Source organism: Aporhodopirellula aestuarii (assembly GCF_023701485.1).
Classification (GTDB): domain Bacteria; phylum Planctomycetota; class Planctomycetia; order Pirellulales; family Pirellulaceae; genus Rhodopirellula; species Rhodopirellula aestuarii.
In genome coordinates, this window is the sequence record NZ_JAMQBK010000081.1 from 101,814 (window position 1) to 115,788 (window position 13,975).

The window sequence follows — 13,975 nt, forward strand, 5'->3', positions numbered from 1 at the left end:
GAGGGGTCGTGGAAACAGGAGAAGACGACGAATTTCGCTGACGCGAGGTCATAGACCGAACCTTCTAGGCAGAGCGGACGGCAAGTCGGTTGTTACAGGCGAAAATGCATGAAAAAACCGCAATACCATTGCACTTGATGTGAATCTCGGAGCTTCGCACGACCTCAGTTCGATCTCACCAGAGGGTTATTTTTTCAATAACCCACAAGCGGAAACCGGCCTAAAAGCGGACGAAGATCAGTCGTGAATGACAAGGCTGAACGCCCATCAGCACTCCACTCGGGGGTCAGGAAAGGATCCCTATCCGTCATAGGAGCTAAGGCGTACAGTTCGCCGAGTATAGTTAGGGCTAGCGGTGTCGCAAATTTTTGCTGCACCGCTACTTACCGCAACGAACACGTTGGCGAACGGATGTACCAGTCGCAACGACGCTGGCGCCGAGATACTCCCCGTCACTCACCCTGCCATCAGGTGGCAAAAGTGAATCTGACAAGCCTCAGAGACGTTTCAACGCGCATAACCGGCACGATTCCGCGCCCACTTGGACGCTCGAATACGCAGAAAGTTCCACAAAGCATGCATGTGGCCCCTCTTCGACGGAGGTGAATGTCTGTCGATCCGCCGAAATTGCGGACCGATCCCCCTCTGCGGGCTTCCCCGCCGGTGAATAGCGGCCACGTCAAGTCAGAAGTGAGCAACTACCTCATTCTGAGCATGGGACTCTTGGTCCCGAGTGGGTAATACGCCACAGCGATTGCCCCGAAAATTAGGTCGATGCGTTCCAGACATCGTTCGGTGGCGGAAGAAACGACCGATGTCGGTTGGTTTTTTCCCGTCGGCCTCGCGGGGCTCGACGGCGGAATTCATTCGACAGCCTCCGTCTCTTGACCGGGCTGTCGGTGATTCCCGCATGGCGGCTGACCAAGCCGCAACGCCAAATCTTTGACTCGCACAATGGTGACCTGAAGCGTCAAATCCGCTGGATCACCGCGGGTGCTTGCCTGCTATTCTCCAACTTCGAACCCTGATTCCTGCAGTTGTTCGCTGATCGCGTCAGAGAATGCGTCGCCGAGGGTGATCGCTCCGGGCGCAGCGGGCTGGGCAGCCCGCTGTTGCTCCAAAGCGAACGCGTCCCGCTTCTTGCTCGCTTCGGCGAGTTGCTGCTTGATCTCGGCCCGGCGTTTGGCCATTTCCTCGATACGGCTCATCCGCTCCTGGACCGAAAGACCGCGAAGTTCTTCGGGCAATTCCTCGTCTTTCAACTCTTGGACCACGCTCGCATCTTCCAAGTAGGTGTCGACGAGATCCCGGCCGACGTTGCGATACAACGAACTCGACTTGATCGCCGCTCGGCTACTCAATCCCCGCCCCGCGTTCGAGTCTTGCATGGCTTGGTTGGTAGCGTAACTCTGGCGTTTGGACTTGGAACCGTACCACAGGTAGGTCTTATTGAGTTCGGCGTTAAGCTCGATGATGATTTTGTCGTGCGGTGTTTTGATGTGCACGACCTTTTCGTCTTGGTTGATATTCAGAAATTTGCCTTCGGCGAGCTTAGCCCCTTCTTGCCATTTACCTCGCACCCCCTGGTCATAATTTCCACAATGGATTGTGTTGACCACGACGCCGTCACCGATCGCCTTTTTGCACGCCGATCGGTAATCGACTGGCCCCTGATCGAATGGCTCGTTGCCGGCAATGAAGATCGCCTTGTAGGCGTTCGGCTCGCTACTCCAATCGAGACGCTTGATCGCTTCGGTGATCACGGACCCGCAATACTCATCCCCGCCACTGGTGCTCAATGCGAACAGCGCCTCGGAAACTTTGTCGAGGTCATCGGTTAGCGGCACGACCTGACGGATGTAATCTTCCGAAGCTGGTAGACGAGAATTGCCATATTCAAAGATCGACACTCGCAACAAAGGCGTTTTGCCGCTTTTCTTCGCTTTCGCAAATTCCTGAACGATGTTCCACAATTGGTTTCTCGCCTGATTGATCAGCCCATCCATCGAATTGGAGGTATCCAGCAGGATCGTGACGTCGACGGCGGGACGCTGGCCGGTGAACGGTTCCTTGGCATCGGACGAGGTCACCGTGGCGGTCGTATTGGAACCGGTTTCGATCGTGATTTTCACGCCTTGCGCCGACACCAGACTGAGTCCAGTTCCGCCCCAAAAGAGACACGTGGGCAACAACAACAGACCGAGTTTTTGCAAGATTTTCATCGTAGTTCTTTGCGTGAGAGAAGAGACGTCACGGGAACGCTGGCCAGCGTCGTGGCCCGAATTCATTCTAGCGGTCGACTCTCGCCGGGGCGAAAAAACTTGCCCGATCGATCGACTTTTCAACCACCATCCTTGCGGACATTCATCTCGATCCATTCCTTGGCCGAATTGGCCCGGTGACTGGAAACGGTCTTTTGTGCGACCGACTCTTGGGCCGCGCGGATGCGGCGCGAAACCAAAGCGCTCTCGATCGCTTCATTGTCGCTCATCCCCATCCTTTTCATGACGCTCTTCATGTAATCGCCAGCGAAGAGCTGCATCACCGCGTCATCCAACGAAGTGCAAAAGCTCACTCGGCATTGGCAGGGCAGGTCTTGTACAAATTCGTTGATGACCCGATCGTCTTCCTCGGCGAGTGGATGGTGTTCGGTAACGATGCACTCGACCCTGCTGGCTTCATTGAACTGCGATCCCGTCGCGATCCGAGGTGACAAGTCGTTCGTGCGAACCGCCATCGCGGGCACCTGACCGCTGTAGTTGGTCAGCAAGCGTTCAATCTTGGCGTGCGTCTCGTCAAAATGCGACACGACCAAGATCGCTACCGCGTCGCCCTGCCCTTTTTCGTTCACCGCCGCGAGGATGCCGTTGAGTTTGCCCGCTTCTGTCATCCAGATCAAATCCGGTGGCGTCTGCAACTTGGACGAGTTCGAACCGCCAAACAGAAAGTCAAAAAGTCCCATCGTCGGCTCCGATCACTGATGATTCAAAACACCGCGATTTGTTCGCGAATGACGCAATCTTTAATTTGAAGTCAAGTTCTGACGCAGCGACGATTCGTAGTCGCGAATGATCGAGTCGTAATCGACTCGAATCTTCTTGGGAACGTCGACGCCTGACAGCGAGTCGCGAATAACGGCGAGCGCATTGCCGATCGTACTCGCGTCTGTCGCGTTCTCGGTCAACAACAGCCTACCCGATTTTGGTTGCCGATCGGAAACGTCGAGCAGCGCAAATGAGTTTTCGCCTAAACGGAGTTGCCGCAGTAGTTGATTCACTTCTCGCGGTTGAATCACCGACACGAGGGAGGATGGTAATTGATTCAGAGCGTCTCCGACCGATCGATCTGATGTGGCGAACACGAGATGTGCCGGTCCCATCGTGGGCGACGCGATCATCGGCAACACGGACGTCCAAGTTGGCATCCAAGTACGTAGACTCCCATCGTCCGATGGCGGCAGAGCGATCAGGACAAACCGAGCCGTTTTCAAACCGTCCGATCCGCGAGTTCCCGACGCAGCGAACACGGAATCGATTTGAAAACTGCGTCCCAGCAATGGTGACGGAGGAGGCGGTGGCATCGGCACGAACTGTCGAACGAGCTTCGGTTCGAACCGTGGCCGGGATTCAAATTCGACGTCACTCTGTTGTCCTGCGCGTGGCGGTTGAAAACTGGCAGATTTGAGTTCAAGGCTTAGCGACCATTCGTCTTGCCCGCTATCCATCGCCAAAGGCACAGGCAGCTCGACGCGTCGCACGAGACTCGTCGCCGGATGGATCCAAAACACAAACCGCTCACGATCCGACGTCACAGCGATGCGTTGCAGCGAGACACCGTCGATCGCTTCCGAATCGAGCCACTCGAACTGCGATTCCGGTTCGAACAGTTTTTCCATCGGCCGATCGGCGAGTAACCACTCGAGCTGCGGAGGTGGACCGGCCAAACCAGCCGACAAACGCGAACGCAAGACTTCGTCGGCGAGTACTCGCTCCAGCCGCAGTCGATCGGCAGATGCGGATTGCCACTGTTGTTTCAGAACTTGCGCGTCGAAATGAGAACTCTCGGGTTCGTCGAACCACGCGATCATATCGATCCGCTCGCTGGCACCGGATGACGCATTCGAGACCACGTTCACACGTATCCGCGCCATGTACGCGTCGACATTGAGTTCACGTTGGTCCAAATGAACTCTCAGCGGCGCGGATTGCGTTTCGCGGGAAGTCGCGTTTCGGCCAGCGGCGAAGGATCGCGATCCAGACGCCCGGATCACGACTTCGCCATCGTCCTCGTAGTAGGAACAGACTTGGTATCTCTGAAAGACTTCTCGCAAACGACTTTTGGCGTCAATACGTGGACGGGTTTGCTCGGATTGCGAGTTCGACGTGCTATTTTCCCGAGTCGTTGATGCCGACGGCTGACAACCGACCACGGAGAGCGAGACAGCAATGGTGGTCGCGGCGAACAACAGGTGGAAATTCACGATTTCGTTTCATCCTTCGAAAGTAGCGGCTGCAGTTTCATGGGCTTGCATAGCAAACTTTTTTCGGAGGCCGCACGTCCACATTTTCGACAGACCAACGTCGCTCCCGCTATCTGATCTGCCAAAAGCGGTAAAGCGTTCTCCAACGTGCGACGGTCCCATTTACAGATCGATTTTTTCGGCAATTTCTTGGTCATCGGCACTTGTTCGAGTTTACGGAAAAGCAGCGACACTGCGGGTTACGGGGCATACCGGGGTTACTTGGCTTGCCCCGCTGATCACGGTTGCACGCCCCCTGCGCGGCCATGTTTAGGTCTTCGGCGCGTCTCTCATAGAGCGTCTGGGTGTGACCAGACGATAGCAGAAAAGGTATTTCATGGACGAAATTCACCTAGAGCGATGGATCGCGATATGCTGCGACGCCGCCCCCACGGGCAATCTCATTACCGTAAATCGACCGGCCGTATTCTCGTCGCGGCACTGGCGTTGAATTTGGCGTCAACATCGGGACCGGCGATCGGTGAAGGCTGGACGTCGACTACCACCACCACTCCAACCGAATCAGGTGGACATGCGGTTTGGCAGCCACGACCGCTAGCGCTTCCGGCAACTTCTGACACTGCCACCCCATGGAGCCCGCCGCCACGAGTTGCGTCTGCGCCGATTCCCCAGGCGACCACGATCGTTATCCAACCACCTGCTCCTGCGCCACCACCGACTGCGCCGGAACCCGAGCCTGAGCCACCCACACCGGCTGAAATCCGGCAGCAGAAACTGCTGCAAAAACGGGCTGTCGAAAAGCGATCCGAATATGACGCCGCCCAGCTTCCTGACCGGCCGCTACCACCGACGGACGAAATCAATCTCGGATCTCGAAAATCACAACTTGCCGCAGCGGCCGTTGGACAACTTCGGATCGCACACTGGGCGGCGCAGCGTGGCGCCACCGAATCGGCCAAACAGGCCGCTATCGAAACGCTCCGCACAATCGCTGCACTTCGTGACGCTCAAAACGGCGACAACGCCTACACCCAAGAACTCAACACGGCTTTCGTCGCGATCCGTGAATCCATGGATTTTTCGGGCCGTTACGGCCCCGTCGATACCGCCGCTATCGGTCGTCTGATCGACGTGCATCAAACTCCGGTCCTCAAGGGTGTTGCCACCACACACTTAACGTCGGCACGCGCCGTGGACGCCTACCTGCAATTTGCGCAGCGCCGGCTCGTCAACGCCACCTCGGGTGGCCCGTTGGCTGCCGAAGCGGCGATGATTTTGGCCGATTTGGAATCGATCGCTGCGAATGCGGGACGATCCATCGATTCGCTGCCGGAGTTTTCACCCCTGCATTCTGCCGAACTGGGGTTGACGTACCGCCGAGCCGCGGTCGAGATCGCTCCCGAAAACGCAGCGGCAGCCGCAGACCTTGGCCGAACTTTGTTGAAACGCTCTATCCCAAACGCCGCGAAAGAACTGTTGCTGCAAAGCGTACGGGTTGCTCCGACACGCCAACGTGTCGAATCGTTGCTCGAAGCCGCGGCGAAATCCGGTGACTTCGTTTTGGTTGATCAGTGCGAAAAACAACTCGCGACGCAACAACTCCCCAGCGAACTGCCGGTCCAGATGATGTCGCCGCAAGCCTTCGCGCGAACCGGTCAGATGTTGCCTAACACGACGATGCCATCGTCAGTCGCATCGACATCGGTGCCGATGAATCAGGCCACCCCGTCCCAGCAATACCGGGTCGCAACTCGACCCGCCTACGGGAACATTCCCGGCAACCGTCAGCCGATGTCTTCGCCCGGGTATGGCAATCAAATCGTTGACCCGACGCTGCCTGACAACTGGACATCCAAGCCTTCGGCATCACCCGCGCCGACGCAGCCCGCACGTCGCCTGTTTTGGTAATCACATGATGCGAACACCACCCTCTTTCCTTTTGTGTATTTCGGGTCAGATCGTTACGCCACGTCGCGGCGTCGTCGGTCTGCTCTCGCTGGTATGCGCGGTGGCGGTTTCCACCGGCTTGTCCGACAGCAAAGCGGTTTCCGCTCAAGAGCTCATCGCTCCCGGCACGCCAGCTTCCGAGTTGCCCGCGCCGCGTTCGAATCAGCCCAAGGAGCCGACACCCAATCCGTTCTTTCAACAGGATTCGCGTCCAAAGGCGACGAAAGCCAAAGCGGCCGACGCCGCAGTGGACCCGATGGAAGAATATCGCCGCTCGCTCGAAGAGCACATTTTGCGAAAAGAGAAGGCAAAGGCCGAGGCGCGTGCACGTTTTGAATCACGTTCACTCGATCTGATTCCGAGACTGACTCCGACGAAACCGAAAACGAACCAACGAGGTACCAGCGACCTTACCGGAGACGATGATTTGTTGCCGACACCTCGCCGAGGATCGGCCGACGAAATTGCATCACCGAGCGATCTCCTCGATCCGCCCGATCGCGACTTGGACGATCTGCTGTTGCCGCTCCAGCCCCGGGATCGCGACATTTCGGACCTCCCCGATCGCAAGCTCCCTCCACCGCTGTCACGAGATAGCGAAAACTCGAACGAACGCCCCAGTCGATTGGGCGGCGACCGGTCAGGACCATCCACACCGAATTCGGATCCGCCATCGAAGTCCAACGATTCATCACGCGGCTGGAACCGCGACCGCGATTCCGATGACGATTCGGCAGACTCCCGTCGCACCAACTCCGGGAACAACGTAGATCGCAACGATCATTCGCAGTCGGTTCTCGAAACACCCATCGACCCAAACTCCACCAGTTCGACGCACTGGACCGGGCTAGTTGAAAACGAAATGGCTCGGTGGCCGATGCCGGCGAGCTTTCGACCAAACATGCCGGTTTCGCAAGTCACGTGCTCGTCATGTGGCGGGTGCGTGGACCGGCACGGCGTTGGCGTGTGCGATAAGGTCGGCGTCTACGTGGGGGTGGGAACTCGTGAGAAACCCGCATGCCAGTGCTGGAGATGCCCTCAAAGTGCCCCGTTCAACCTCTACGGCCCCGGTGGCTACGCCGGTCCAGCACGATCGGCACCGTTACCCGAGTACCGATTGCGGGCCGGCGACCAAGTTCAGATGACGTTTCTGATCAAAACGATTCGAACCGTTGGGTCCTACCGGTTGGTCGTTGGTGACGAGTTGTTGATCGAATCCGATGCCGATGAAAACTTGACCCGCGGCACGCTCGAACGTGGTTTGGAAATTCAACCCGACGGGACGCTGACGCTGCGGTTTATTGGGCAGGTTCACGCCGCCGGCCAAACGATTGAACAACTGCGAGACTTACTCAACGAACGTTACGAAGAGTACTATCCGGACCCGTCGATCGACGTCACACCGGTCCGAACCGGGAACGTCGCCCGACAAATTCGCGAAGCGATCAGCGGCTCGGAAGGTTTCAACCCGCAACAAACCGTGCAAACCGTGACCCCGGAAGGAACACTTCGTCTGCCGCGTCTGGGTGCGATCCCGACGCAAGGTTTGACGATGGCCGAACTCAAACGCGAGATCAACCTTCGATACGAATCGCTCGGCGCCGGTCTCGAAGTCGAAGTCATGCTTGAGGAGCAGGCTCCGCACTACGTTTACGTCCTCGGCGAAGTCGCCACACCGGGCCGTTTCGAAATCGATGCCCCGACGACCGTGTTGGGCTCGCTCAGCCTCGCGGGCAGCTACGTGCCGGGTGCGAACCTTCGTCAGGTCGTTGTGTTCCGCCGCGGTCCGAACTGGGAATTGCTCTCCACGGTGCTTGACCTGCGTGCCGCCTTGCTCGCCAAAGCGTCGCGACCTGCGGACGAGATTTGGGTCCAAGACGGGGACGTGATCATCGTACCGCCTGCCCCGATCCGGTTGTTCGATCGATTTGTGACCCAGGTCTTCACCGAAGGGGTCTACGGCATCGTGCCATTCGGCGGGGTCTCGTTCTCTTTTGGCAACAACAACTGATCGCCAGCCTTCGGCGGGTGCCCGCTCGCCGAAGGCAACGGTGTTCTCCGGTTTTCCAAACTTGCCACCGAGACTATCCTTCCTGGTACGTCTGACGTGTCACCCTCTTTCGGTTTGGACCCTCGAAGTTACCCCATGGCCGCTAAAACACTGCCTTTCGATCGCCCTTTGATCGACCGCATCATTTCCGACCACCCGACCCCGTTCGTCCTTTATCACGAAGACGGCATTCGCCAACGTGTTCGGGATCTGACCGCGGCATTCGCCTGGAACGAAGGTTTCCAGCAGTATTTCGCGGTCAAAGCGACCCCGAATCCGCACATCGTCGCGTTAATGGCCGAAGAGGGCAGCGGCGCCGACTGCAGCAGCGTGGCGGAACTGATCACCTGCGAACGGCTCGGCATCACCGGCCACGACGTGATGTTCACGTCCAACAACACAACCACCGAGGAATTCGCGATCGCCGCCCGACTCGGTGCGATCATCAACCTCGACACGCCGCATCACATCGACCAACTGTTGCAACTTGAACAGATGCCTGAAATGGTTTCGTTCCGGTTCAACCCCGGTCCCGAACGCCAGGGCAACGTCATCATCGGCGATCCCAAGGAAGCAAAGTTCGGATGCACGCGCGAACAGATTTTCGAAGGCTACGCGAGATGTGCCGAACTCGGCGTGACGCGTTTTGGACTTCACGCGATGGTCGTTTCCAATGAACTCAACGTGGACGCATTGCTGCAAACCGCGGAGATGCTGTTCGACTTGGCGGTTCAAATCCACGAACAAACCGGCGTCGCCGTCGAATGCATTAACCTCGGCGGTGGCATCGGCGTTGCCTATCGTCCCGAACAAGACGAAATCGACATCGCCGAATTTGGACGTGGCGTGCAGGCGTTGTACGAAGCGAAACTGACACCCTCGGCCCTTCCACCCGTTCGGCTAATGATGGAGAACGGGCGTGCTATGACCGGCCCGTTCGGCTTCTTGATCACGGAAGTCATCAACCAAAAAACGTCCTACAAAAATTACGTCGGTGTCGACGCTTGCATGAGCAACCTGATGCGACCGGGCATGTACGGCGCCTACCACCACATCAGTGTCCTCGGCAAAGAAAACGCCCCCGCCGAAAAAACCGTCGACGTGGTCGGTTCGCTCTGTGAGAACAACGACAAGTTCGCGATCGATCGTGAACTTCCTCAAACCGAAGTCGGAGACATCCTTGTCATTCATGACGCGGGTGCTCACGGCCACTCGATGGGCTTCCAGTACAACGGCCGATTACGTTCGGCTGAAATCCTCTTTAACAACGCGGGCGATGTCCGCGAAATTCGCCGAGCAGAAAACTTCGACGATTACTTCGCAACGGTGGATTTCGCCAGCGTCCAATGCAACCGAAAGCAAACCGCCCCAGCCCTGTAGGGCGGCCCGCTTTTTGCACGACTCGCCAGCACGCGGTTGCCAACCGGTAAACGCGTGACGTTCCCTTCCTCCTCAAACCGAGCCCCCACTCCCACCATGCCGAAACTCACTGTCGAAAATGTTGGTACGTTTGACGTCCCCGCTGGCAAACGATTGGTCCAAGCGTTAACTCAAGATGCCGGAACCGACCAACTGCACGCGTGTGGTGGTTCGGCCCGATGCACGACCTGCCGTGTCGAATTCATCGAAGGTGAACCGGACAAGATGACCGTCGCGGAACAGGAAACTCTGCGTGCACGCGAAATCACCGACCCCGGTGTTCGACTGAGTTGCCAGATCGCCTGCGATCATGACATGTCGGTGCGTCTGATCAGCCGTCTCGAAGGCAGCGGTCGGAAAGACCAAGGCGGCGCCGTCGCCGACGAGATCGAACCGACACCGCAATGGACGACAAAGTAAATCCACTTCGTTTGAATTGATTCGAATCGCTCGACGACTTACTGACGAGTGATTCACAATCAGAAACGCATCAAACGCTGTTACGAAATCGCAAACAAACTCAGCGTTTCGTGGACGTCCGTAAGCAGCACAAACTCACCGCCGGATGACCATTTGAACGACACGTGATTGTCGCTTTGGTCGGTGTCGTCATCTGACCAGATCGTCAGCTAACTGCCCGAGTGATCGTGAATCCGTCAGAGAACTGCCACTGTGCCGGATCGGCGTTGTCGTCCGTCCGGTAAAAAGACCTCGGGCGTATGGGACGTCGATTGGATTACTGAAGGATTTCAAAAGTAGCGGAACGGCGCGAGCCGTCCGGTGACTCGGGACCGGACGGCTTGCGCCGTTCCGCTAAAAAAGGCACTAAAACAATCAACGTCCCTATGACCTCGTGGCAATGGCTTCTATTCAAGGTTGATGGACCCACCCTCGATTGGGATCCAGTTTGCAAGCATTGAACGCTGGGTGGGTCGATTTTCGTCATTCGGATCAAAACGGGGCCACCAATGTCTCTTCGTTTTTTCCGGGGTTTAGGCCACGCGGTCGAGGAACGATCCACTGGAGCCAACTCCGCTGCTGAGGGATTGTTGAAACTGATCGAAGTTAACTCCGTTTTCTTCAAACAGATTCGTCAGTGCCGAACGGATGTCGTCTTGGGAAACACTGCTACTCGATTCACTGGACAACTCTTGAAGCGTTTCAATGATCTGACTGATCAGGTCGTCAGTCGACGACTCATCTACGCCACTGCTAAGCAGAGCGGATTCCACGGCACTGGTTTCACTTTCATCGTCTCGGGGCGGTGGAGGCGGTCCGTTGGGTCGTCCGCCACGCGATGGTCCGCCAGTACCCGATGGGCCATCCACGCCACCGGCTTGAATCGCTTCCTCGACTTCCGCCGAATCGATTCCGTTGGCCTTGAGCACCTCGTTGATCGCAGACTTGAACGCGGCACGACTCGTCGTTCCCGACGCGGAGTCTGACTCCAAAGCCGAGATGGCTTCATCGATTTGATCGAGCACGCTTGCGGCCGTCGAATCATCCACGCCGATCGACTTCAGTGCAGAGGAAAGTTGCTCTTCGCCTTTTTGCGGCGGAGGGCCCTGTGGACGAGAACTTGAGGACGACGCCTGGCTGGCGTATGACGCATTCAAATTGGAGATATTCATGGGACGGCTTTGAGTTTGGGTGTGGTGTGAGATGAGCCTTGCAAAGGCGATCAGCACTTTCCTTGTCGGGACAAGACCACCTCAATCTTGCGGACAAAACGAGCCCAAATAGCGGAATTCACGTTGTTTTCTGAGGTTCCCGCTATTCCCGAAAAAGTTCTGAAAAGCGTGGCCCACTGCTCGTGCGAACAACGCATTAATCTATCCGGCGGTTGCTAATTCGCTTCTCATCGCCTCCTCACTAAGCAACGCAAGAACAACACCGGGCGTAACGCAACTCATTTGGAGTTTCGTTTCCTTCCCTCCGAAAGCCTTGACGACTTCCGCTACTTAGCAGATGCGTCACGTGTTGATCTCGCGTTCTGATCGCTCGTCACTTACCGGAACCGAATCATGAATCGTCGTCTCCAGCTCATTGCCAACTTCGGCATCGCACTCAGTGCCAGCCTCTTGTCGGGAACGAGTTATTTGCTTGCCCAGCCTCCTGGCCGTGGCGGTCCTCCCGGGATGAATCAAGGCGGCGGACCGCCGACAGAAATGATTATTCAGTTGTTCACGCAAGCGGACGCCAACGGAGACGGCTGCGTCACCAAGGCGGAATTGACGGCGGTTCTGCAGTACCAAGGGCGGGCCAACCAATACGGTCGAGGCGGACCACCACCGCAAGGCGGAAACGGAGGACCACCCAACCAACAAATGAACCCACCGCCACAAGACGGTGGCCAACATGGCCCTCCGCCACAACCCGGACAAATCCTGCCCGAACCGGTCGCCGAGTCTCTCAACTTAAGCACCAAGCAAACGCGTCAACTTGCCGCGTTGCAAGCCGATGTCGATAAACGCCTCGCCGCGATTCTGACGGACGAACAAGAAGATCAACTCGAGAACTCGCATCCACCTCAGCATCCAGACCACGGTGAAGAAGCTGGCGGCAGACCCCAACGTCCGCAATAGCTAACGGTCGAGCGGAAAATCACTGTCCGATCTGGAAGTGAGATTCGCCTAAATGCCCTACCGCGAGGATTTCGGGCGAAATCCGCTGCGTCATTTCACTCCCGTTTGGATTGAACTGACGTAGTGGCCAAGGAGACGAGTTCTTGCGTGGTATATTCGCGGGACTCGCAACCACGTTCCCGACTCACCGGAATACCTTTTTCACTGGCGAACTTTTCCATGCAACGATACTTCTTCGCATCACTGCTAACGCTCTGTCTCTTCGTTCCCGCTCAGGGAAACGATTGGCCCGAATTCTTAGGCCCTAATGGCGCCGCACGCTCTACCGAAGTCGTGCCGAAAACCTGGGACGAAACGAAGAACATGGCATGGAAAGTCGACCTGCCGGGAACGGGTTCGTCCAGCCCGGTTATCGTCGATGGAAAAGTCATTGTGACGTGCTACATTTCCGGGAACGACCTCGCGAAACGTCAAGTGCTGTGCTTCGATCAGAACAGTGGCGAGCAGCTCTGGTCGGTCGATTTCCCGATCGACTACCGCGAAGACGGTTACCGTGGCTACATCACCGAACACGGTTACGCCAGCAACACGCCCGTAACCGATGGTGAAAACGTCTACGTCTTTCTAGGAAAAGGTGGCGTGCATTCGATCAGCTTGGATGGCCAAACGAACTGGAGCGTCGATGTCGGAAAAGAATCCAGCAATCGGCAATGGGGTTCGGCAGCGAGTTTGATCTTGTACGAAAACAGCATTATCGTGAATGCTGCCGAAGAGGCCAAATCAATCATTTCGCTCGACAAGCAAACCGGCGAAGAACTTTGGCGGCAGGAAGCAGGTATGCTCGAACTGACCTATGGCACACCGCGGCTGGTTCAGTTGGAAAACGGCACTCAAGAACTCGTCATCAGCGTGCCGGGTGAGATTTGGTCGATGAATCCCAAGACCGGTAAACTGAATTGGTATGCCGAGTCACCCATGACCGGAAACGTCTCGCCTTCGGTGATCGTCGACGGCGACACCGTTTACAGCTTTGGCGGCTATCGGGCTTCGGGCAGCATCGCCGTCAAAGCCGGGGGCAAAGACGACGTGACGGATTCGAATGTGTTATGGACGAACCGATCGAGCTCCTACGTCGCCACACCGTTGTTGCTAAACGAACGATTCTATTGGATCGACGATAGCGGTATCGCGTTCTGCACATCCGCCAAAGATGGCGCGGTGATCTACCGCGAACGAGTTCAAAACTTGCAGAGCGGTCGCCCGGTTTATGCTTCGCCCGTCCTGATCGGAGATCACATCTACGTGGTCACCCGGCGTAGCGGGACGCTCGTCTATGACGCGTCCGAATCATTCAAACCGCTCGCTCAAAATGTTATCGCCAGCGACGAGACGGACTTCAATGCATCACCGGCAGTGTCCGATGGCAAGCTTTACCTTCGCAGCAACCAATCGCTCTACTGCATTGCCAACCACTGACCTAACGGGGCCGCAACG

Annotated in this window: 10 protein-coding genes; 6 read left to right on the forward strand and 4 right to left on the reverse strand. The window is 56.9% G+C overall.

Annotation, left to right across the window (positions count from 1 at the left end):
• Nucleotides 1-1,004: 1,004 nt before the first annotated feature.
• The 3 genes from NB063_RS26600 to NB063_RS26610 all read right to left on the reverse strand — a co-directional run bounded on the left by NB063_RS26600 (nt 1,005) and on the right by NB063_RS26610 (nt 4,480).
• Nucleotides 1,005-2,222 (reverse strand): vWA domain-containing protein, encoded by a 1,218-nt coding sequence (locus NB063_RS26600; protein WP_250932091.1) that lies wholly within the window; start codon nt 2,220-2,222, stop codon nt 1,005-1,007.
• A 119-nt stretch (nt 2,223-2,341) separates the two neighbouring features.
• A complete protein-coding gene (locus NB063_RS26605; RefSeq protein ID WP_250932092.1) occupies nt 2,342-2,962 on the reverse strand; it encodes a preprotein translocase subunit SecA in 621 nt (206 codons plus the stop codon).
• A gap of 60 nt (nt 2,963-3,022) precedes the next feature.
• On the reverse strand, nt 3,023-4,480 hold the full coding sequence (locus tag NB063_RS26610; RefSeq protein ID WP_250932093.1) for a hypothetical protein: 1,458 nt from the start codon (nt 4,478-4,480) through the stop codon (nt 3,023-3,025).
• A 411-nt stretch (nt 4,481-4,891) separates the two neighbouring features.
• Here NB063_RS26610 and NB063_RS26615 point away from each other — a divergent pair, with 411 nt between their 5' ends.
• The 4 genes from NB063_RS26615 to NB063_RS26630 all read left to right on the forward strand — a co-directional run bounded on the left by NB063_RS26615 (nt 4,892) and on the right by NB063_RS26630 (nt 10,316).
• Nucleotides 4,892-6,388 carry a hypothetical protein gene (locus NB063_RS26615; protein ID WP_250932094.1) on the forward strand — a complete coding sequence of 499 codons (1,497 nt, stop codon included), beginning with the start codon at nt 4,892-4,894 and terminating at the stop codon, nt 6,386-6,388.
• A gap of 7 nt (nt 6,389-6,395) precedes the next feature.
• Nucleotides 6,396-8,438, forward strand: coding sequence for a polysaccharide biosynthesis/export family protein (locus tag NB063_RS26620; RefSeq protein ID WP_250932095.1), 2,043 nt, complete (start codon nt 6,396-6,398; stop codon nt 8,436-8,438).
• Between the two features lie 135 nt (nt 8,439-8,573).
• Nucleotides 8,574-9,857, forward strand: a complete 1,284-nt coding sequence (locus NB063_RS26625) for a diaminopimelate decarboxylase (protein ID WP_250932096.1) — start codon at nt 8,574-8,576, stop codon at nt 9,855-9,857.
• A gap of 96 nt (nt 9,858-9,953) precedes the next feature.
• Nucleotides 9,954-10,316, forward strand: a complete 363-nt coding sequence (locus NB063_RS26630) for a 2Fe-2S iron-sulfur cluster-binding protein (RefSeq protein WP_250932097.1) — start codon at nt 9,954-9,956, stop codon at nt 10,314-10,316.
• A gap of 572 nt (nt 10,317-10,888) precedes the next feature.
• On the opposite strand, the gene NB063_RS26635 is transcribed toward NB063_RS26630, so the two are convergent.
• Nucleotides 10,889-11,527, reverse strand: a complete 639-nt coding sequence (locus tag NB063_RS26635; RefSeq protein ID WP_250932098.1) for a hypothetical protein — start codon at nt 11,525-11,527, stop codon at nt 10,889-10,891.
• 393 nt (nt 11,528-11,920) lie between these two features.
• Between NB063_RS26635 and NB063_RS26640 the strand changes: the two genes are divergently transcribed.
• Entirely contained in the window at nt 11,921-12,481 is a 561-nt protein-coding gene (locus NB063_RS26640) for an EF-hand domain-containing protein (RefSeq protein WP_250932099.1), read from the forward strand.
• A gap of 219 nt (nt 12,482-12,700) precedes the next feature.
• Nucleotides 12,701-13,957 (forward strand): outer membrane protein assembly factor BamB family protein, encoded by a 1,257-nt coding sequence (locus tag NB063_RS26645; RefSeq protein WP_250932100.1) that lies wholly within the window; start codon nt 12,701-12,703, stop codon nt 13,955-13,957.
• Nucleotides 13,958-13,975: the final 18 nt, after the last annotated feature.